Genomic DNA, 20,139 nt, shown 5'->3' on the forward strand with positions numbered 1-20,139 from the left:
GGACGCGACGCTCCCTCACCAGATCCGCACACGATCCTTCGGCGCGACATATTGCTTCTGCGACGGATCGATCTTCCACGCCGCATACCAGGCGTCGACGTTGCGCAGCGGATTGACCGCGCGGATCTGCCCCGGCGAGTGCGGGTCGCTGACGAGCTGCTGGCGCAGCGCCTCGTCGCGGAACAAGGTGCGCCACACCTGCCCCCAGCCGAGGAAGAAGCGCTGGTCGCCGGTGAAGCCGTCGATCACCGGCGCGCGCTTCCCGCCGAGCGAGGCATGGTAGGCGTCGAGCGAGATCAGCACGCCGCCGAGGTCGCCGATATTCTCGCCCATCGAGGCGCGCCCGTTGATATGGACGCCGGGCAGGCCGGGGAAGCTATAGGCCTCGTACTGCGCGCCGAGCCGCGCCGCCTGCGCCTCGAACTGGGTCGCATCCTCCGCGGTCCACCAGTCGCGCAGCACGCCGCGCCCGTCCGACTTGCGGCCCTGGTCGTCGAAGCCGTGGCTGATCTCGTGGCCGATCACGCCGCCGATTCCGCCATAGTTGATCGCGTCGTCCGCCTGGGGGTCGAAGAAGGGCGGCTGGAGGATCGCCGCGGGGAAGACGATCTCGTTCTTGACCGAGCTGTAGTAAGCGTTGACCGTCTGCGGCGTCATGCCCCACTCGGCCTTGTCGACCGGGCGCGCGATCCGGGCCCGGTCATAGTCCCACTCGAACCGGGTGGCGCGCTCGGCGTTGCCGACGAGATCGCCCGCGCGCACCTCCAGTCCGGTATAATCGCGCCACGTCGAGGGGTAGCCGACCTTGACGGTGAAGCCCTGCAGCTTGTCGAGCGCCTGGGTCTTGGTCGCGGGACTCATCCAGGCGAGGTTCCTGATCCGTCCGGCGAGCGCGACGCGCAGGTTGCCGACCAGCGTGTCCATCTTCGCCTTCGACTCGGGCGGGAAGTAGAGCGCGACATAGTCGCGGCCGATGCCCTCGCCGATCGCGTTCTCGGTGAAGCCGACCGCGCGCTTCCAGCGCTCGCGCTGCTGCGGCTGGCCGTTGAGGAACTTGGAGCGGAAGTCGAACTCGGCGTCGACGAAGCGGCGCGACAGCAAAGGCGCGACGTCGTCCACGGTGCGGAACGCCGCCCAGGCCTTGAGCGTGGCGAGATCGGTCGCGGCGAACAATGCGGCGATCTTGGGGAAAGCGGTGTTCTGTGCGACGATCGCGCGGTCCGCCGCGCCGAGCCCAGCCGCCTGCCAATAAGCATCCCACGGGAAGCCCGGGGCCTGCGCCTTCAGCTCGGTGAGCGTCATCGGATTGTACGTCTTGTCGCGGTCCCGGCTCTCGGCGCGGGTCCAGTGCGCCTGCGCGAGCCTGGTCTCCATGTCGACCACGCGCTCTGCCGCGGCGGCGGCGTCGGGCCAGTTCGCCATCGTCAGCATCTGCGCGACATATCGGCGGTAGCGCGCCACCTGCGGCGCGAACTTGGGATCGAGGTACAGCTCGCGGTCGCCGAGGCCGAGCCCCGACTGGCGCAGGTAGAGCGCGTAGACCTCGGGCCGCTTGGCGTCGTCGCTCACCCCGGCGCTGACGAAGCTGGCGCCGAAGCCGCCGACCGAGCGCCCCATCAGCCGCGCGATATCGTCCTTGCTCGCCGCCGCGGCGATCGGGCGCAGCCGCTCGGTCAGCGGCGCCGCGTCGGCGCGCTCGGCCGCGGCGGTGTCCATGAAGCCGGTGTAGAGCAGCGCCCCCTTGGCGCGGTCGGGATGCGCGGCGTCGCTCGCGCTATAGCCCGTGATCAGCGCGCGCAGCCGCTGCTCGGAGAGTTCGCGCAGCACCGCGAAGGCACCGTAGGAGGAACGGTCCGCCGGGATCTGCGTGCGCGCCACCCAGGCGCCGTTGACGAAGCGGAACCAGTCGTCGCCGGGGCGGACGCCGCGGTCCATGCCGGTGAGGTCGAAGCCCCAGGCGCCGTAGCGGGTCGCGCCCGCGTCGGGCGCCGCGGCGACGTTGGGCGCGGGCGCGGCCTGCTGGTCGCGGCTCAGCGCGGGGGCGGCGAGGACGAGGCCGGCGGTCGCGGCCAGCAGCACGCTCTTCAGGGTCACGGGATCGTCTCCGGGCGAAATAGTAACTTTTGGTATGAGCGCGCGGTGGCACGTGGCGCGCGGCGAGGCAATAGGCCAGTGCTGCTGTCGGGTCGGATCGGTCGTGCTGGGCCGGCGGGCGCTTTTCTTTCGGCATGGTGCGGGTAGAGCAAGAGGGCTCAGGCGGCCGGGGTGCGCTGTTAGCACCGCCTCGTGCGCGGCGCTGGGTTCCTGCGTGCGCAGGAACACGGTCGTCCCACGAGTGCTCCTGCGCACGCAGGAGCCCAGGGCCGCTAGTGCGACACAGGCGACGTGCAACGCCGTGTGCCCGATTGATGGCTATGACAGTGAGATCGCCTGACCCATGTCCCCCCGCCGCCTGATCGCCCCGCTGCTCGCCGCGCTCGCGTTGGCCACACCCGCACCGCCCGCCGCGGCGCGCGACCGCGGCGCGGTGCGACCGCAGCCGCCGGCGCGGCTGCTCAACGCGGTCGAGGCGCTCGGCCAGCGCTTCCCCGACGCGGTCGGCATCTCGGTGCGCGACGTGGAGCGCGGCTGGACCGTCTCGTGGCAGGGCGGCACGCGCCGCCCGCAGCAGAGCGTCAGCAAGCTCTGGGTCGCGCTCGCCACCTTCGACGCGATCGACCGCGGCGCGCTCGGCCTGCGCGAGACCGTGACGGTGCGGCGCGGCGACCTCACCCTGTTCCACCAGCCGATCCGCGCGCGCGTCGGCGCGGGCGGTCTCCGGATCACGATCGCCGACCTGCTCGACTGCGCGCTGACGCGCAGCGACAACACGTGCAACGACGTGCTGCTGCGCCAGGTCGGCGGCCCCGTCGCGGTGCGTCGCACGCTCGCGCGCAAGGGGATCAGCGGCGTCACCTTCGGTCCCGGCGAGCGGCTGCTCCAGGCGCGCACCGCCGGGCTGACGTGGCGCGACTCCTGGGCGGGGGGCGACGGCTTCCTGCGCGCCCGCGCGCGGCTGAGCCTCGCCGCGCGGCGCCGCGCGCTCGACCGCTACGTCGCCAGCCCGCCCGACGGCGCCTCCGCCGACGGCGTCACGCTCGGGCTGGCGCGGCTGGCGCAGGGGCGGCTGCTGAGCCGGGCCTCGACCGCGCGGATGCTGGCGCTGATGCGCGCGAGCCGGACCGGGCCGCTGCGGCTGCGCTCGGGACTGGGGCGCGGCTGGACGCTCGCGCACAAGACCGGCACCGGGCAGGAGCTGGCGGGAACCGCGACCGGCACCAACGACGTCGGGCTGCTCACCGCGCCCGACGGGCATCGCTATGCGGTGGCGGTGCTGATCGCGCGGACGCGCGCGCCGCTGCCGACGCGGCTGCGGCTGATGGGGGACGTCACCCGCGCGGTGGTGCGCGCGCACGGCTGAGCCGGCGGATTGATCCGAGTCACTGGTGTCGCGACGAAATCCGGCGCAGCCTGCGGCCTCATCGTCCCGGAGACCTGCCGCATGCGTCCTGCCCTGATCGCGCTCACCCTCGCCCTGCTCGCGCCGCTCGCGCTGACCGCCGCCGCGCCCAAGGCGACGCTCGACCCGCGCACCGCTTTGTACGAGCTGCGCACCTATTACCCCGCGCCGGGCAAGCTGGCCGCGCTCAACACGCGCTTCCGCGAGCATACGCTGGGCATCTTCAAGCGCCACGGCATGACCAACGTGGCCTATTGGAACGAGCTGCCCAGCGCCGACTATCCCGAGGGCCGCGTCGTCTACGTCCTCGCCTACCCCGACCGCGCCGCACGCGACGCCGACTGGAAGGCGTTCGGCGCCGACCCCGAGTGGCAGAAGGTCGCCGCCGCGAGCGAGGTCAACGGCAAGATCGTGACCAAGGTCGACAGCGTGTTCATGACCATGACCGATTATTCGCCGCCGCTGCGGCTGAAGTGAGAGAAGATCCTCCCCGCCCGCGGGGAGGATCTCGCCGTCGCAGCCGCTATCGCGCGCCGACGGCACCGTATCGCGCCTCGCACGTTGTGCCCCCGCATCCAGCAGGAGACACATCATGGCCGATTCCGCCACCGCGTCGAACAAGAAGACCGCGCTCAGCGACTCGCTCAAGACGCATTTCACCGGCGACGCACCGCTGACCGAGAAGGCGCGCGGCTTCGCCAAGGAGCGGCCGTGGACCAGCGCGGCCTTCGTCGGCGTCGCCGCGCTCGCGGTGCTCAACACGCTGCGCGGCCGGGGCTGAGCCGCTACGCGACCGCGGCGCTCAGTTCGCCGCGGTCGTCGCCCCGGCTTGTGGGTCCGCCGCCACCGGCAGCCACACCGCGCTCGCCGCGTCGCCGCCCCAGCGCACCGTCTGCGTCGCCCTGACGTAGTCGCGCGGGCGCGCGTCCATGATCGAGGGCACCCAGCTCTGCGGATTGCGGTCGTAGAGCGGGAACAGCGACGACTGTACCTGCACCATCATGCGGTGCCCCGGCAGGAAGACATGGTCGACGTTGGGCAGCGACCAGCCGAACGTATAGGTCTTGCCCGGCGTCAGCGCCGCGGGCGTGGCGAAGCCGCCGACGTAGCGGCCGCGGAAAATCTCGATCCCGAGCGCGAGCTGATAGCCCGCCATCGCCGGCTCGGCGCTGTTCTCCTCCGGGTAGACGTCGATCAGCTTGACCACGAAGTCGCCGTCGCGTCCCGTCGTCGCGGCGCGCAGGTCGACCTTGGGCGCCCCCTTGATGTGGACCGGGCGGTCGAGCACTGCGCCGGTGTAGCTCAGCACGTCGGGGCGGCCGTCGACGAAGCGCTGGTCGTGCACCAGCCAGGTGCGCCACTCCTCGCCCTGCATGTGGACCGGGCGGGGCAGCATCGGCACCGGCTTGGCCGGGTCCGAGACGTAGCTGTCGCTCCCCGCCGCGGGCTTCTCCCAGGACAGCGACGCGTTGCCCGCCAGGTACAGCGGCCTGTACTGCCCCGCCGGCCAGCGCGGCGACACCTCCCAGCGGTCCTCGCCGGTGGCGTAGGTGAGCACCGGCGGCGTATCGCACGGCGCCGGTCGGGACTTGAGGTGGCAGTCGAGGAACGGCTTCATCCATCGCGTGCGGAACTGCCGGCCGGTATCGCCCTCCCACTTGAGCGGCCCGAGCTCGCGCGCCTCGTAATTGACCTGCGAGTGGCGCCACGGCCCGATCACCAGGCTGACCAGCCGGTTGTCGGGGTCCTGGCCCTCGAGCGCCTGGTAGACCGCGGGAGCGCCGTAGCTGTCCTCCTGGTCCCACTGGCCGACGACGAGCATGGTCGGCACCGTCAGCTTGCGCGCGCCGAGCAGCTTGTCGACCGCCTGCCCCTGCCACCACGAATCATAGCTCGGGTGCTCGAGCACCTTGCGCACCACCGGCAGGTCGAGCAGCCCGTAGCGGCGCGCGTAATCGCCCGCCGAGCCGGCGGCGAGATAGGCGGCATATTCGTCGCCGCCGCCCTTGGGCACCGCGCCGCCGCCGGTCTTGACCGTCTGCGACAGGTCATAGTCGAAGCCGAAGGTGCGGAACGCGCCGTTGTGGAACCAATCGTCGCCCATCCAGCCGTCGACCATCGGGCTCTGCGGCACGGCGGCCTTGAGCGCGGGATGCGGGTCGATCAGCGCCATCAGCGAGGTGAAGCCGAGGTAGGACGAGCCGGTGATGCCGACCTTGCCGTTGCTCTCGCGCACGTTCTTCACCAGCCAGTCGATCGTGTCATAGGCGTCGGTGGCGTGATCGACCTTGGTGGCGTTGAGCGGCCCGCGCAGGGGGCGGTTCATCACGTAATCGCCCTCGGACTTCCCCAGCCCGCGCACGTCCTGGTAGACGCGGATATAGCCGTCGTCGACGAACTCGGCGTCGGCGACGGGCAGGATCTCCTCGATATGCTGGCTGCGGTTGCGGCTGGTCGCCTTGTCGGCGTCATAGGGTGTGCGGCTGAGCAGGATCGGCGCGTCATGCGCGCCCTTGCGGTAGACGATCACCGTGTAGAGCCGCGTGCCGTCGCGCATCGGCACCATCTCGGTGCGGCGGACGTAATCGGCCTCGGGGCGAACCCAATCGTAGCCGGCGACCTGCTCGTTCGCCATCGTGTCGGTGGGCGCGTGCTGCGCGCTCAGCGCCGCGGGCAGCGCGGCGGCGAGCAGGAAGGGAGCGGCGCGGCGGGCGAGCGGGAGGCGGCGGTTCATGGCGCCTGAGGTGCCGGGACGCGCGCGCGCGGTCAAGCGCGCGGCGCTCCCCTTGGCAGCCCCGCGCGACCTGCTATTCGTTGCGAAGAGACAATAGGTTGCGGCATGCACGTCCCCGATCCTCCTGTGCCCGCCGTCACCACCTTGGGTGACTTCGACTGGGCGTCCACCCCGCTCGGCGCGCCCGATCGCTGGAGCCCGGCGCTGCGCGCCGCGGTGGCCGAGTCGCTCGCTGGCGCCGCGCCGGCGCATCCTCCCGCCCCCAGCGCCGCCGCGGCGCTCGACGCGCTGTTCGACGCCGCGCCGCTCGGGCTCGGCATCTGGGACCGCGAGCTGCGCTTCGTCCGCGTCAACGCCAGCCTCGCGCAGATGAACGGCCTGCCGCCCGAGGCGCATATCGGCTTCACCCCGCGCGAGCTGCTGCCCGACATCGCCGGGATCGACGCGCTGATGGGGCGCTGGCGCGCGATCATCGACACCGGCGAGCCGTGGCTCGACGTCGAGGTCCACGGCGGCACCCCCGCCAACAGCGACAAACAGCGCAGTTGGCGCGAGCATTTCTTCCCGATCCGCAACGGCGATCAGGTCGTCGGCATCGGCGCGGTGGTGGAGGAGACGACCGAGCGCGACCGGGTCGAGGCGGCGCTGCGCGCGAGCGAGGCGCGCTTCCGCGAGTTCGCCGAGGCCTCGTCGGACGTGCTGTGGCTCTTCGACATCGACAGCGCGCGCTTCGCCTATCTCAGCCCGGCGCTGCGGAAGCTCTACGGGATCGGGGTGGCGAGCGGGCGCGGCGCGCCGCTCAGCTTCGACTGGCAGACCGCGATCATCGCGGAGGATCGCGAGCTCGCCGCCACCACGCTGCGCCGCGTCCGCCAGGGTGAGCGCGTCACGCACGATTTCCGCGCGCGCATCCCCGGCAGCGGCAAGGTGCGCTGGCTCAAGAACACCGCCTTCCCGCTGCGCGCGCCGGACGGCCGAGTCAGCCACATCGGCGGCATCGCGCAGGACGTCACCGAGGAGCGCGATGCCGCGGCGCGGCTGCAGATGCTGATCGGCGAGCTGCAGCACCGCACGCGCAACCTGATGGGCGTGATCCAGGCGGTCGCGGAGAGCACGCTCGAGGCAAGCACCGACCTGACCGACTTCGAGCGCGCCTTCTCGGCGCGACTCGACGCGCTGTCGCGCGTGCAGCAGCTCCTGTCGCGGATCGAGGGGCTGGAGCGGGTCGGCTTCGACCAGCTGCTGCGCAGCGAGCTCGCCGCCTTCGGCGCGCTGCCCGACGACGACTCGCGCGTGTCGCTCGCCGGGCCGCGCGGCGTGCCGCTGCGCTCGGGCGGGATCCAGACGCTGGCGCTGGCGCTCCACGAGCTCATCACCAACTCCGTGAAATACGGCGCGCTGAGCCAGCCGGGCGCGACATTGTCGGTGCGCTGGGCGCTGCTGCCGGTGGCGGCCGGCGAGCGGGCGCGGCTGCGCTTCGACTGGGAGGAGCGCGGCGTCGCCATGCCGGCGCGCGGCGACTCGCCCGAGCGCGTCGGCCAGGGGCGCGAGCTGATCGAGCGCGCTGTGCCCTACCAGCTCGAGGCGACGGTCGACTATGCGCTCACCGCCGACGGCGTGCGCTGCGCGATGGTGCTGCCGGTATCACAGACGCTGGTGCGAGGCGCCGCGGCGTGAGCGTGCTCGCCGGACTGCGCGTGCTGGTGGTGGAGGATGAGTATCTGCTCGCGCGCCAGCTCGAACGCGCGCTCCAGCGCGACGGCGCGGACGTGGTCGCGGTGGCGCCCTCGGTCGCGGCGGCGCTGGCGGCGCTGGCGGCGGGCGCGCTGCCCGACGTCGCGGTGCTCGACCTCAACCTCGCCGGGGAGAAGGCCTATCCCGTCGCCGCGGCGCTGCGCGCCGCGGCGGTGCCCTTCGCCTTCGCCAGCGGCTATGACGCGGCCGACCGTGACCCCCCCTTCGCCGACGCGCCGCACCTCAACAAGCCGCTGACGATGGCGACGCTGCGGACCTGCCTCGCGCGGCTGACGGGGCGCACGCCAGGATGAGCCGAGCCCGGAGACGATGATGACGAGCGACCTCGAACTGACCCGCCGCACCCTGCTCGGTGCCGCGGCCGCTGCCGCCACGCTGCCGGGAACCGCGCTGGCCGCTCCCGCCGCCACCCGCGCGCTCTACGCGGGCGGCTACAACAAGGAGGGCGGCGCGGGGCTGCTCCCGCTCGATTATGCGCCCGCCGCGGGGGCGTGGCGTGCCCATGCGGCGGTGGCCGCCGCCCCCGACGCCTCCTGGGGGGTGCGCCAGCCGCGGCTCGGGCTGCACTACCTGGTGCAGGAGGGCGGCGCCGGGAAGGTCGCCGTGTTCCGCCAGCGCCGCGGCGCGTGGCAGCGGCTCGCGCTGGTCGATGCGGGCGGCGCCGACCCGTGCCACCTCGCGCTGAGCGCCGACGCGCGCGCGTTGGCGGTGGCCAATTACAGCAGCGGCAGCGTCGCGCTGATCGCGCTCGACCCGCGCACCGGACTGCCGCGCGCGGCGGCGCAAGTGGTGGCGCACCGGGGGCGCGGCGCCGACGCCGAGCGCCAGGCCGCGCCGCACGCGCACTGGGTCGGCTTCAGCCCGGACCGGAAGTGGCTGTGGTCGGTCGATCTCGGCGCGGACACGATCTTCGCGCACCGGCTCGACGCCGCCGGCACGCGGCTGGGCGAGACCCGCGTCGCCTATCGCGCGGTCGCGGGCAGCGGGCCGCGCCATCTCGCCTTCCACCCGCGTCTGCCGCTCGCCTATCTCGTCGCCGAGCTCGACAACAGCGTGACGGTGCTCCGCCGCGGCACCGATTCCCGCTTCACCGCGCTGGCGCGCCACTCGACGCTGCCCGCGGGGTTCGCGGGCAAGAGCCAGGCCGGCGCGATCGCGATCGACCCGCGCGGGCGCTGGCTCTACGCCTCGAACCGCGGCGCCGACAGCGTCGCGGTCTATGCGATCGCCGCGGACGGGGCGCTCACCCCGATCCAGCACATCGCCTGCGGCGGGCGCTGGCCGCGCCACCTGCGCGTGCTCGACCAGCACCTGCTCGTCGCCAACGAGCGCAGCGGCACGATCGACGGCTTCGCGGTAGGTCGCGACGGGCAACTGGCGCCGTTCGGCGCCGCGGCGCGCGCGCCCGGCGTCGCGTTCGTCGGGGAGGTGTGAGGGGCGCGGTCGTTTTCACCCACCCTCCCCTAACGCCTCTGGTCGGCCGTCATCCTACCTGTTCCGTCATCCCGGGCCTCACCCGGGATCCATGCTTTAGCGAGAGCAACAGCGGGGGGCGTACGCGGTGCGATGGATCCCGGGTCAAGCCCGGGTTGACGGCAGAGCACTAGGCCCGGGAAGGCGCTTTCCCATGATCAGGGCGCGCCCTCAGCCCGCCTCGGCGAGCAGCGCCTTGGCCTGTGCCCCGGTCCAGTCGAGGTCGCCGGTCACGCGCCAGATCTCCTTGCCCGCGGCGTCGTACAGGATCGTCGTCGGCAGGTTGGCGCCGTAGGCGGTGCTCAGCGCCAGCTTCTCGTCGAGGAACGGCTCCAATTTGGCGAAGCCGCGCGCCTTGAGGAAGTCCTTCGCCTTGGCGGGCTCCATGTCCTGGCTCACCGCGACGACGCGGACCCTGCCCGCGAGCGCGCCCGCGGCGGCGTCGAGCGTCGGCATCTCCTTGACGCAGGGGGCGCACCAGGTCGCCCACAGGTTCACCAGCAGCGGCTTGCCGCCACCCAGCGCCGCCAGGGTCGTCGGCGCCCCCGCCAGCGTGGCGAAGCCCGCCGCCGGGGCGGCCTCGCCCTTGTGGCTGCGGTCGACCTTGTCGGGGCGCGCCGCGCCCGCGGCGGGCACCTCGTCGGCGCTGGCGGCGCTCGCCGCGACGTTGCCGCCCGCGGCTTGCCCGCCGCCTCCCGAGCCCTTATCGCACGCGCTGACCGCCAGCGCGGCGCCGAGGAGACAGACGATCGCGACACGCGAGACCATGAGCGGTTCCAACCAGATGTGGGGCGGGCGGTTCGCCGAGGGTCCGGCCGCCGTCATGCGCGAGATAAACGCCTCCATCCCCTTCGACAAGCGGATGTGGCGCCAGGACGTCGCGGGCAGCCGCGCGCACGCCGCGATGCTGGGCGCGCAGGGGATCGTCTCCGCCGCCGACGCCGCCGCGATCGACGCCGGGCTGGCGCAGGTGGCCGAGCGCTACGCCGCCGAGGGTGTGCCCGACGACCTCGCGATGGAGGACATCCATATGCTGAGCGAGGCGCGGCTCGGCGAGGTGATCGGCGGCGCGGCGGGGCGGCTCCACACCGCGCGCAGCCGCAACGACCAGGTCGCGACCGACTTCCGCCTGTGGGTCCGCGACGCCACCGACCAGGTAATCGAAGCGCTCGACCGGCTCGACGACGCCCTGCTCGCGCGCGCGGAGGAACATGCCGCCAGCGTGATGCCGGGCTTCACTCACCTCCAGTCGGCGCAGCCGGTGACGCTCGGCCACCATCTGATGGCCTATCACGAGATGGTGCGGCGCGACCGCTCGCGCTTCACCGACAATCGCGCGCGCGCCAACCTCTGCCCGCTCGGCGCGGCGGCGCTGGCGGGCACCGGCTTCGCGATCGACCGCGACGCCACCGCGCGCGCGCTCGGCTTCGACGCGCCGACGCGCAACAGCCTCGACTCGGTCAGCGACCGCGACTTCGCGCTCGATTACCTGATGGCGGCGAGCCAATGCGCGCTCCACCTGTCGCGGCTGGCGGAGGAGTTCGTGCTGTGGGCGTCGCAGCCCTTCGCCTTCGTGGCGCTGTCGGACCAATGGTCGACCGGCAGCTCGATCATGCCGCAGAAGCGCAACCCCGACGCCGCCGAGCTGGTGCGCGGTCACAGCGGGCGGATCACCGGCTGCCTGATGAGCCTGATGATGACGATGAAGGGGCTGCCGCTCGCTTATTCCAAGGACATGCAGGACGATAAGCCGCCGGTGTTCGAGGCGCACGACCTGCTCGCTCTGTCGCTCGCGGCGATGACCGGGATGGCCGAGAGCGCCACCTTCCGCACCGAGCGGATGCGCCAGGTGGCGGAGAGCGGCTTCGCTACCGCGACCGACCTCGCCGACTGGCTGGTGCGCGAGGCCGACGTGCCGTTCCGCGAGGCGCACCATGTCACCGGCCGCGCGGTGGCGCGCGCCGAGGCGCTGGGCTGCACGCTCGACCGCGTGCCGCTGCCGGAGCTGCAGGCGATCGACCCGCGCATCACCGCCGCGGTCTACGACGTGCTGTCGGTCGACGCCTCGGTGGCGAGCCGGCGCAGCTTCGGCGGCACCGCGCCGGACAATGTCCGCGCCGCGATCGTGGCCGCGCGGGCCGTGCGGGCGGGAGAGGGAAAGTGACGACACACCGAGCCCTCGCAGTTACCGCACTGGCGACCGCGCTGGCGGGCTGCGGCTCGACCCAGGCGCTCAAGCCGGCGCCGGGCGTGCCGCTGCCCGTCGCTCCCTATGGCGCGACCGCGACGCCGGCGATCGGCGAGCTGCTCACCCCCAGCGTTCAGGCCCGCCCGCGCCGCACCGGGGAGGTCCTGACCCGCTCGCAGGAGCGCCAGAGCGACGAGTACGACCTGCCGCCGCGGTGAGGGGGATAGCGGCGGCCTAGGTCTGGCGCTTCCCGTCCCCACTGCCGTCATCCCGAACTTGTTTCGGGATCCACCGGCCCGCATACGCCGCAACCGAGGGACTCGCGGCACCGTGGATCCCGAAACGAGTTCGGGATGACGGCTCGTGGTGGGGCGAAGGCACGCCCCCCACAGCCGGCCACGTCTTCGTCACGCCGACGCGCGAACCACGCTAGAAGAGACACGATGGACCATTTCCACTATCGCGACGGGGAATTGTGGTGCGAGGGCGTGCCGCTGGCGCGCGTCGCCGCCGAGGTCGGTACCCCCGTCTACGTCTATTCCGCCAACGCCTTCCGCGACCATGCCCGCGCTTTCCGCGCCGGGCTGGTGGGCGTGCGCGAGGCGCATCTCGCCTATGCGATCAAGGCCAATCCCAATGTCGCCGTGCTGCGCCTGCTCGCCGCCGAGGGCTATGGCGCCGACGTCGTCTCGGGCGGCGAGCTGGCGCGCGCGCTCGCCGCGGGGATGCCCGCCGAGTCGGTCGTCTTCTCGGGGGTCGGCAAGACCGAGGCCGAGCTGGTGCGCGGGCTCGACGCGGGGATCGGCCAGTTCAACCTCGAGCTGGAGGAAGAGGGCGAGGCGCTCGCCCGGCTCGCCGCCGCCCGCGGGCTGACCGCGCGCGCGGTGCTGCGCGTCAACCCCGACGTCGACGCCGGGACGCACGCCAAGATCTCGACCGGGCGCAAGGAGAATAAGTTCGGCGTGCCGATCGACCAGGCGCCGGCGATGTTCGCGCGACTGGCGGGGCGGCCCGGCCTCTCGCTCGAGGGCGTGGCGATCCATATCGGCAGCCAGCTGTTCGACCTCGCGCCGCTGGAGGCCGCGTACCGGCGCGTCGGCGAGCTGGTGGCGACGCTGCGCGCCGCCGGCCACCGCGTCACCCGCGTGGACCTCGGCGGCGGCCTCGGCGTCCGCTACAAGGAGGGCGACGCGCCGCGCTCCCCGGCCGAATATGGCGCGATGGTCGAGCGAGTCACGCGCGACTGGGACGTCACGCTGATGTTCGAGCCCGGACGCGTGATCGCCGCCAACGCGGGGGTGCTGCTCACCCGCGTGATCTGGGTGAAGCCCGGCGTGGTGAACCCCTATGTCATCGTCGACGCGGCGATGAACGATCTCGCGCGACCGGCGCTCTACGACGCCTGGCACGACTTCGATCCGGTGGTGCCGAGGGGCGAGCGGGTCACCGCCAACATCGCCGGGCCGGTGTGCGAGACCGGCGACACCTTCGCGATGGCGCGCGAGATCGACCGCGTCGCCAAGGGCGATCTCGCGGTGTTCCGCAGCGCGGGCGCCTATGGCGCGACCATGGCCTCGACCTACAACAGCCGCGCGCTCGTGCCAGAGGTGCTGGTCGACGGCGACCGCTTCGCGGTGGTGGCCGACCGGATCGCGGCGGAGACCATCCTGGCCGCCGAGCGGGTGCCCGAGTGGCTGTGAGCCGGTGAGCGACCCGCGTGACGCCGCGGCGGCGCTGCCGAGCCTGCCGGTGTTCCTCCGTCTGGCGGGACGGCCGATCATCCTGGTCGGCGAGGGCGAGCCCGCCGCGGCGAAGCGGCGGCTGCTCGAGCGCGCGGGCGCGATGATCGTCGGCGAGGACGATGGCGTGGCACGGCTCGCTGTGGTGGCGGACGACGAGGCCGCGGTCGCGCGGCTCAAGGCGCGCGGCGTGCTGGTCAACGCGGTCGACCGGCCCGAACTCTGCGACTTCACGCTCCCCGCGATCGTCGACCGTGCGCCGGTGCTGGTCGCGATCGGCAGCGCGGGCGTGTCGGCGGGGCTGGCCGCGGCACTGCGCCAGCGGCTCGAGACGCTGCTGCCGGCCACGCTCGGCCGGCTCGCCGAGGCGCTCCATGTCGCGCGGCCCGCCCTCCGCGCCGCGCTGCCCGACATGGGCGAGCGCCGCCGCGCGATCGGGGCGGCGCTCGCGCCCGGCGGCGCGCTCGACCCGCTCGGCGCGCCCGCGCTCGAGGACGTCGCCGCGGCGGTGATCGCGGCGCAGCCCGCCACCGGGCTCGCCCGCCTGCGGCTGCGCTCGCACGACCCGGACGAGCTGACGCTGCGCCAGGCGCGGCTGCTCGCCGCAGCGGACGTGGTGACGCATCGCCCCGACGTCCCTCCCGCGATCCTCGATCGCGCGCGCGCCGACGCCGAGCGGATCGAGTGCGCCGCGCCGCCGCTCGCCCCCGCGACGGGGCTGGTGGTGGACCTCGCGATGGAGGAGGAACGATGAGCGGCACCGCGTGGCGAGTCACCGGCGAGGGTAAGGTGGAGGAGATATCGGTCAAGGGCGCGCTCGGCTGCGGCGCCCCCTTCGTCTGGGTGCACCTCACCACCAACGCCGAGCACGCCCAGACATGGCTGCGCGACGAGGCGGGCCTGCCGCCCTATGTGATCGACTCGCTGACCGCCGCCGAGACTCGCCCGCGTGCCGACAAGCTGGCCGACGCCGCCTTCGTCAACCTGCGCGGTCGCACCGACGAGGAGCTGGACGGCTCCGACATGCTCGCCTCGATCCGTATCTGGGCAGCGAAGGGTCGGGTCGTCACCGTGTCGCGCAAGCATCTGGTCGCACTCGACGAGGTCGTGAAGCTGATGCGTGACGGCGCGATCCGCGATCCCGGCGACCTGATCAGCGCCTTCGCCGCCGAGATCACCGAGGACCTCGATCCCGTGGTCGCCGATCTCGGCGACTGGCTCGACGATTGCGAGCAGAAGCTCGCCGCCGAGCATATCTTCGAGCTGCGACGCGGCGTCACCAAGGTGCGCTCGGAGGCGATCAACTACCGCCGCTTCCTCGCGCCGCAGCGCGCCGCGCTGGAGAAACTGGCGACGCTGCCGGGCGACTGGCTCGCCGAGGACGACCGCGCGCATCTCTCCGCCGCGGCCGACCGCGCCGCGCGCATGGCGGAGGAGGTGGAGGCGATCCGCGAGCGCGCCGCGCTGGTGCACGAGGCGCTGACCGACCTGCGCGCCGAGCAGCTCGACCAGCGCGGGCTGGTGATCGCGATCGCGGCGATGGTGTTCCTGCCGCTGACCTTCATCACCGGCCTGTACGGGATGAACGTGGAGGGGCTGCCCTATGCCAAGGAGCCCTGGGCGTTCGACGCGATCGCGGGGGTCTGCGCGCTGATCGCGGCGGGAACGGTGATCTATTTCCTGCGGCGGCACTGGTTCCGCTGAGCGGCGCTGTCGGTATCCTGCTGCGTCTGCCCTCGCTTACCGATGTGCGCCTGCGCACGCAGGAGCTCAGAGCCGTGAGCATCATCGCTGTGACCCCAGGCTCCGGCGTTCGCCGGAGCACAGCCTAGCTCGTCGTCGGCGTCATCTATCCTGCCGCGACGACGCGCGCGGTCATGCTCGCGGGCGACAGGATCTCGATCCAGTAGCCATCGGGATCGGTGATGAAGGCGATGTCGCGCATCTTGCCCTCGTCGGGCCACTTGCGGAACGGGACGCCCAGCGCCGCGAACCGCGCGCAGGCGGCCGTCACGTCGGGCACCGAGACACCGAGATGGCCGAAGCCGCGCGGCTCGTCGTTGCCGCTGTGGTAGCCGGCGAAGCCCGGGTCGCTCTCGCTTCCCCAATTGTGCGTCAGCTCCAGCGTGGTCTCGCGCGTGAAGACGAAGCGCGCGCGCTCCGCCGGATCGGCCGGTACGCTCTCGCCCTCGCCGAGGAAGGCGAGGAAGTAGAGCGAGAAGCGCATGTCCTCGATGTCGAGCCGCTGGATCAGCGTCATGCCCAGCACCTGCTGGTAGAAGGCCAGCGACGCCGCCGGGTCACGGACCCGCAGCATCGTCTGGTTCAGCGTGAACCCCTCGGTACCGGCAGGGCGGGGCATGAGCCTATCTCCGTCAGGCGAGCGTGAGGCCGACGTCGACGTTGCCGCGCGTCGCGTTCGAATAGGGGCAGATCTGGTGCGCGGCCTCGACCAGTCGCTCCGCCTCGGCGCGCTCGACCCCCGGCAGGTCGACGAGCAGGTCGGTGGTGATGCCGAACCCACCCTCCGAACGCGGGCCGATGCCGACGGTTGCGGTCACCTTGGTATCGGCAGGCACCTTCACCTTGAGCTGCTGTCCCGCGACCTTGAGCGCGCCGATGAAGCAGGCCGAATAGCCCGCCGCGAACAGCTGCTCCGGGTTCGCGCCCTCGCCGCCCGCGCCGCCGAGCTCCTTGGGCGTCGAGAGCGCGACGGTGAGCGTGCCATCCTCGCTGCGCGCCTCGCCGTCGCGGCCGCCGGTGGCGGTGGCGCGGGTGCTGTACTTGACGTCGACGGTCATGATGCAGTCTCCTATCGCGATAAACCTTGCTTCGATAAACCTCTGCTAGACCGCAAGCGCCAGCCTGTCCAGTGGAATTTGTATCGCGATAAGCAATAGGCTATGTAGCGGGAAAGGATGACGTGAATGCCGGCTCCCCTCCCCCTCGACCAGCAGCTCTGTTTCTCGCTCTACGCCGCCAGCATGGCGGTGGGGCGCGCGTACAAGCCGCTGCTCGACGAGCTCCGCATCACCTACCCGCAATATCTGGTGCTGCATGCGCTGTGGGAGCAGGACGGGCGCAGCGTCGGCGCGATCGCCGAGCGGCTCGCGCTCGAGTCGAGCACGATCACCCCGCTGGTCAAGCGGATGGAGGCGGCGGGTCTGGTCGAGCGCCGGCGCAATCCGGACGACGAGCGTCAGGTCCAAGTGTTTCTCACCGAGGCGGGCCAGGCCATGCGCGCCCGCTGCGGTTGCCTGGCGGAACGCCTGCTGGAGCGCTCGCGGCTGTCGATCGACCAGCTCGCCGCGCTCAACCGGCAGGTGCAGGCGCTGCGCGACGCGCTGGTGGAGAGCGGCGGGGGTTAGCGTTCGAGCCACCTCCGGTGCTCGTGCTCCGGCGAACGCCGGAGCCTGAGGGCCACCGACGTCGTCCTCTCCCGATCTGGGCTCCCGCGTGCGCGGGAGCACGGTTGGGCTTGGCTGGGCGAGACTCTCGGCTCAATCCTCGCGCAGCGCGGCGGCGATCCAGTCGCGCACCACCCGAACGCGCGCGAGCGTGGCGGCCTCGCCCTGCAACTCGCCCGCCGACTGGTTCGGTTCGCGCGGGGCGGGTGCGTCGGCGGCGCCCGGCTTGGCATCCCGGCGGCTCGGGCGCTCGCGCGCCAGCAGCTGCTGGACGCCGCGGATGGTATAGCCCTCCCCATTCAGCAGCGCGGCGATGCGCTCGATCAGCGCGACATCGGCGGGGCGGTAGTAGCGGCGATTGCCGGCGCGGGTCACCGGGCGGAGCTGCGGGAAGCGTTCCTCCCAGTAGCGCAGCACGTGCGGGGCGACCCCGGTCGCCGCGGCGACCTCGCCGATCGTCCGGAAGGCGGCGGCGGATTTCTCGTCCGACGCCACGGTCGTCAGCTGGCGCCCGCGATGCGGTCGCGCATCATCTGGCTGGCGCGGAAGGTCAGCACGCGCCGCGGCGCGATCGGCACCTCGACCCCGGTCTTGGGGTTGCGCCCGATCCGCTCGCCCTTGTCGCGCAGCACGAAGGTGCCGAAGCCCGAGATCTTGACGTTCTCGCCTTCCGCCAGCGCGCCGCACATCTTCTCGAGGATCTGCTCGACCATGCGCGCCGAGTCCGCGCGCGAGAGACCGACGCGCCGATGCAGCGCCTCCGCCAGATCAGCGCGCGTGAGCGTGCCCGCCTCCACCATGACCGCAACCCCCCTTCAAAGTTAAATGACTGTCATTACCGTTCGTTAAAACGCAATCGTTTTCTTGTCGATCGGTGACCGCCAGTCAGGGTCAGTAGCGCAGCACCGCGGCACCCCAGGTGAAGCCCCCGCCCATCGCCTCGAGCACGACGATATGCCCCGGCCGGATGCGCCCGTCGCGCACCGCCTGGTCGAGTGCCAGCGGCACCGAGGCGGCGGACGTGTTGGCGTGCTGGTCGACCGTCATCACCACCTTCTCGGGGGGGAGCGACAGCTTGCGCGCGGTGGCGTCGAGGATGCGCGCATTGGCCTGATGTGGGACGACCCAGTCGACGGAATCGGTCGGCAGCCCGGCGGCGAGCAGCGCCTCCTCCATCACCGCGGCCAGGTTGACCACCGCGTGGCGGAACACCTCGCGCCCCTTCATCCGCAGCTTGCCGACCGTTCCCGTGGTCGAGGGGCCGCCGTCGACGTAGAGCAGGTCGTTGTGACGGCCGTCGGCGTGGAGCCGGGTCGCCAGGATGCCGCGCGCCGCGGGGTCGGCGTTGTCCTCCGCCGTGTCGCGCGCCTCGAGCACGATCGCGCCGGCGCCGTCGCCGAACAGCACGCAGGTGGTGCGGTCCTCCCAGTCGAGCAGGCGGGTGAAGGTCTCCGCGCCGATCACCAGCGCGCGGCGGTGCGCGCCGGCGCGGATCATGCTGTCCGCCACCTGCACCGCGTAGAGGAAGCCCGAGCAGACCGCGGCGACGTCGAACGCGACGCAGTCGTTGATCCCCAGCATCGCCTGCACCTTGGTGGCCGTGGCGGGAAAGGTGTTGTCGGGCGTGGCCGTGGCCAGCACGATCAGGTCGACGTCCTGCGGCGTCACGCCCGCGGCGGCGATCGCGGCGACCGCGGCGTCGCGCGCCAGCGTCGCGGTGGTCTCGCCCTCGCCCGCGATATGGCGAAAACGGATGCCGGTCCGCTCGACGATCCACTCGTCCGTCGTGTCGACCCGCTCGGCCAGCTCGGCGTTGGAGACGCGGTGCGCGGGTAGAGCGGAGCCCGTCCCCGTCAGCACGGCCCGGATCATGCGGCGGCTTTCGCTTCGAAGTGGCGCAGGTCCTCGGCGATGCGGCGCGCCAGATCGGCCTTCACCATCTTGGCGGCATTGCCGATCGCGGTGGCGACACCGCGCTCGTTGGCGCTGCCGTGGCTCTTGAGCACCAGCCCGTTGAGGCCGAGGAAGACCGCACCATTGTGGTTGTTCGGATCGAGATGGTCGCGCAGCAGCTCGGTCGCGGGGCGCGAGATCAGGAAGCCCAGCTTGGAGCGGACCGAGCTGGTGAAGGCGCGCTTGAGCAGGTCGCCGACGAAGCGCGCGGTGCCCTCGGCGGTCTTGAGCGCGATATTGCCCGAGAAGCCGTCGCACACGATCACGTCATGCTCGCCGCGCGACAGCCGGTCGCCCTCGACGAAGCCCGTGAAGTTCATCGGAAGATGCCCCGCCACCCGCAGGATCTGCGCGGCATCGCGGATCTCCTCGGTGCCCTTCTGGTCCTCGCTGCCGATGTTGAGCAGCGCGACGCGGGGCGACTCGAGGTCGAGCGTGGTGCGCGCATAGGCGGCTCCCATCACCGCGAACTGGACGAGGTTGCGCGCGTCGCACTCGGTGTTCGCGCCGAGGTCGAGCACCACGACGTCGTTGTCACCCAGCGTCGGAAGCAGCGCGGCGAGCGCGGGTCGGTCGATCCCGGGCATGGTGCGCAGCGACAGCTTGGCCATCGCCATCAGCGCGCCGGTGTTGCCCGCCGACACCGCCGCACCGGCGCGGCCCTGCTTCACCAGATCGATCGCGACGCCCATCGAGGTGGTCCGCGCGCGGCGGATCGCCTGGGTCGGCTTCTCGTCGCCCGCGATCACGTCGGGCGCGTGGACGATCTCGGAATGTTGCGAGAGGTTCGGGTGGCCCTTCAGCCCCTCCGAGATCACCGCCTCGTCACCCACCAGCAGGAAGCTGACGTCGTCGAAGCGGCGGCGCGCGCGCGCCACCCCGGCCAGCATGACCGCCAGCCCCTCGTCGCCGCCCATCGCATCGACGGCGATCCGGGACCTGTCGGACATCACTGGACCCAACTCCTGATGCTCAACCGCGGGAGGCCCGCGATCAGGCGTCGACCGCGATGACCTCGCGACCGTTGTAGTGACCGCAGGCGGTGCACAGGTTGTGCGGGCGCTTCAGCTCGCCGCAGTTCGGACACTCCTGGAATGCCTCCACCGAGAGCGCGTCGTGCGCGCGGCGCATGCCGCGGCGGGAGGGGGAAGTCTTTCGCTTGGGGACGGCCATCGCGGCACCTTGATCTATCTAAGAGTTCGTAACAGCGACGAGCCGATGTCCGGGGCCGCGCGGCCGGCGCATGAGCCGGCCGCGGCGGACAGCCGGGCATCGGCTCGTATCGCGAAGCCCCGCGCCTATAGCGATTTCCGCCACTGTTGCAAGTCGCCGTCACCTGTCTCTCCGCTGCGTCACCAACGAGCGAGCGGCGCAATTGATGCCGCGGACGT

General features: G+C 72.2%; 22 protein-coding genes. 12 read left to right on the plus strand and 10 right to left on the minus strand.

Annotation, left to right across the window (positions count from 1 at the left end; genetic code table 11):
- Positions 1-15: 15 nt before the first annotated feature.
- Complete coding sequence (locus tag K7957_RS08610; protein ID WP_223011553.1) at positions 16-2,094, minus strand: M13 family metallopeptidase; 2,079 nt, start codon at positions 2,092-2,094, stop codon at positions 16-18.
- Positions 2,095-2,437: 343 nt separating this feature from the next.
- On the opposite strand from K7957_RS08610, the gene K7957_RS08615 reads away from it, so the two are divergent.
- The 3 genes from K7957_RS08615 (at position 2,438) to K7957_RS08625 (ending at position 4,280) form a co-directional block, all read left to right on the plus strand.
- Positions 2,438-3,460: a serine hydrolase gene (locus tag K7957_RS08615; RefSeq protein WP_223011554.1), complete on the plus strand. Its 1,023-nt coding sequence runs from the start codon at positions 2,438-2,440 to the stop codon at positions 3,458-3,460.
- An 81-nt stretch (positions 3,461-3,541) separates the two neighbouring features.
- Positions 3,542-3,976 (plus strand): NIPSNAP family protein, encoded by a 435-nt coding sequence (locus K7957_RS08620; RefSeq protein ID WP_223011555.1) that lies wholly within the window; start codon positions 3,542-3,544, stop codon positions 3,974-3,976.
- Positions 3,977-4,091: 115 nt separating this feature from the next.
- Positions 4,092-4,280 carry a hypothetical protein gene (locus K7957_RS08625; protein ID WP_223011556.1) on the plus strand — a complete coding sequence of 63 codons (189 nt, stop codon included), beginning with the start codon at positions 4,092-4,094 and terminating at the stop codon, positions 4,278-4,280.
- Positions 4,281-4,301: 21 nt separating this feature from the next.
- On the opposite strand, the gene K7957_RS08630 is transcribed toward K7957_RS08625, so the two are convergent.
- Positions 4,302-6,233, minus strand: a complete 1,932-nt coding sequence (locus K7957_RS08630; RefSeq protein ID WP_223011557.1) for a CocE/NonD family hydrolase — start codon at positions 6,231-6,233, stop codon at positions 4,302-4,304.
- A gap of 105 nt (positions 6,234-6,338) precedes the next feature.
- On the opposite strand from K7957_RS08630, the gene K7957_RS08635 reads away from it, so the two are divergent.
- The 3 genes from K7957_RS08635 to K7957_RS08645 are packed head-to-tail and all read left to right on the plus strand — an operon-like array spanning position 6,339 to position 9,422.
- Positions 6,339-7,910, plus strand: coding sequence for a sensor histidine kinase (locus K7957_RS08635; protein ID WP_223011558.1), 1,572 nt, complete (start codon positions 6,339-6,341; stop codon positions 7,908-7,910).
- Positions 7,907-8,281, plus strand: a complete 375-nt coding sequence (locus K7957_RS08640; RefSeq protein WP_223011559.1) for a response regulator — start codon at positions 7,907-7,909, stop codon at positions 8,279-8,281. The genes K7957_RS08635 and K7957_RS08640 overlap by 4 nt, the downstream gene beginning before the upstream one ends.
- A gap of 19 nt (positions 8,282-8,300) precedes the next feature.
- The gene (locus K7957_RS08645; RefSeq protein WP_246616845.1) at positions 8,301-9,422 is read left to right on the plus strand and encodes a lactonase family protein; all 1,122 of its coding nucleotides are present in this window, start codon (positions 8,301-8,303) and stop codon (positions 9,420-9,422) included.
- Between the two features lie 210 nt (positions 9,423-9,632).
- On the opposite strand, the gene K7957_RS08650 is transcribed toward K7957_RS08645, so the two are convergent.
- On the minus strand, positions 9,633-10,229 hold the full coding sequence (locus tag K7957_RS08650) for a TlpA family protein disulfide reductase (protein WP_223011561.1): 597 nt from the start codon (positions 10,227-10,229) through the stop codon (positions 9,633-9,635).
- Between the two features lie 16 nt (positions 10,230-10,245).
- On the opposite strand from K7957_RS08650, the gene argH reads away from it, so the two are divergent.
- The 5 genes from argH to K7957_RS08675 all read left to right on the plus strand — a co-directional run bounded on the left by argH (position 10,246) and on the right by K7957_RS08675 (position 15,092).
- Entirely contained in the window at positions 10,246-11,625 is a 1,380-nt protein-coding gene (gene argH, locus K7957_RS08655) for an argininosuccinate lyase (RefSeq protein WP_223011795.1), read from the plus strand.
- Positions 11,622-11,867 carry a hypothetical protein gene (locus tag K7957_RS08660; RefSeq protein WP_223011562.1) on the plus strand — a complete coding sequence of 82 codons (246 nt, stop codon included), beginning with the start codon at positions 11,622-11,624 and terminating at the stop codon, positions 11,865-11,867. The genes argH and K7957_RS08660 overlap by 4 nt, the downstream gene beginning before the upstream one ends.
- 225 nt (positions 11,868-12,092) lie before the next feature.
- On the plus strand, positions 12,093-13,349 hold the full coding sequence (gene lysA, locus K7957_RS08665) for a diaminopimelate decarboxylase (protein WP_223011563.1): 1,257 nt from the start codon (positions 12,093-12,095) through the stop codon (positions 13,347-13,349).
- A gap of 4 nt (positions 13,350-13,353) precedes the next feature.
- Positions 13,354-14,142 (plus strand): precorrin-2 dehydrogenase/sirohydrochlorin ferrochelatase family protein, encoded by a 789-nt coding sequence (locus tag K7957_RS08670; protein ID WP_425517183.1) that lies wholly within the window; start codon positions 13,354-13,356, stop codon positions 14,140-14,142.
- The gene (locus K7957_RS08675; protein ID WP_223011564.1) at positions 14,139-15,092 is read left to right on the plus strand and encodes a zinc transporter ZntB; all 954 of its coding nucleotides are present in this window, start codon (positions 14,139-14,141) and stop codon (positions 15,090-15,092) included. The genes K7957_RS08670 and K7957_RS08675 overlap by 4 nt, the downstream gene beginning before the upstream one ends.
- Before the next feature lie 145 nt (positions 15,093-15,237).
- On the opposite strand, the gene gloA is transcribed toward K7957_RS08675, so the two are convergent.
- Entirely contained in the window at positions 15,238-15,750 is a 513-nt protein-coding gene (gene gloA, locus K7957_RS08680; RefSeq protein WP_223011565.1) for a lactoylglutathione lyase, read from the minus strand.
- Between the two features lie 13 nt (positions 15,751-15,763).
- On the minus strand, positions 15,764-16,189 hold the full coding sequence (locus K7957_RS08685; protein WP_223011566.1) for an organic hydroperoxide resistance protein: 426 nt from the start codon (positions 16,187-16,189) through the stop codon (positions 15,764-15,766).
- Positions 16,190-16,315: 126 nt separating this feature from the next.
- Here K7957_RS08685 and K7957_RS08690 point away from each other — a divergent pair, with 126 nt between their 5' ends.
- Positions 16,316-16,756, plus strand: coding sequence for a MarR family winged helix-turn-helix transcriptional regulator (locus K7957_RS08690; RefSeq protein ID WP_223011567.1), 441 nt, complete (start codon positions 16,316-16,318; stop codon positions 16,754-16,756).
- A gap of 132 nt (positions 16,757-16,888) precedes the next feature.
- Here the strand turns inward: K7957_RS08690 and K7957_RS08695 are convergent, their stop codons facing one another.
- From K7957_RS08695 to rpmF, 5 genes are all read right to left on the minus strand, one after another.
- Positions 16,889-17,290: a MerR family transcriptional regulator gene (locus K7957_RS08695; protein ID WP_223011568.1), complete on the minus strand. Its 402-nt coding sequence runs from the start codon at positions 17,288-17,290 to the stop codon at positions 16,889-16,891.
- A 5-nt stretch (positions 17,291-17,295) separates the two neighbouring features.
- Positions 17,296-17,595, minus strand: coding sequence for an integration host factor subunit alpha (locus tag K7957_RS08700; RefSeq protein ID WP_183922282.1), 300 nt, complete (start codon positions 17,593-17,595; stop codon positions 17,296-17,298).
- A gap of 91 nt (positions 17,596-17,686) precedes the next feature.
- A complete protein-coding gene (locus K7957_RS08705; RefSeq protein WP_223011569.1) occupies positions 17,687-18,667 on the minus strand; it encodes a beta-ketoacyl-ACP synthase III in 981 nt (326 codons plus the stop codon).
- Positions 18,664-19,698 (minus strand): phosphate acyltransferase PlsX, encoded by a 1,035-nt coding sequence (gene plsX, locus K7957_RS08710; protein ID WP_223011570.1) that lies wholly within the window; start codon positions 19,696-19,698, stop codon positions 18,664-18,666. The genes K7957_RS08705 and plsX overlap by 4 nt, the downstream gene beginning before the upstream one ends.
- Positions 19,699-19,741: 43 nt before the next feature.
- The gene (rpmF, locus tag K7957_RS08715) at positions 19,742-19,921 is read right to left on the minus strand and encodes a 50S ribosomal protein L32 (protein WP_028967316.1); all 180 of its coding nucleotides are present in this window, start codon (positions 19,919-19,921) and stop codon (positions 19,742-19,744) included.
- Positions 19,922-20,139 lie beyond the last annotated feature (218 nt).

It is taken from the genome of Sphingomonas yunnanensis (assembly GCF_019898765.1).
Classification (GTDB): Bacteria; Pseudomonadota; Alphaproteobacteria; order Sphingomonadales; family Sphingomonadaceae; genus Sphingomonas; species Sphingomonas yunnanensis.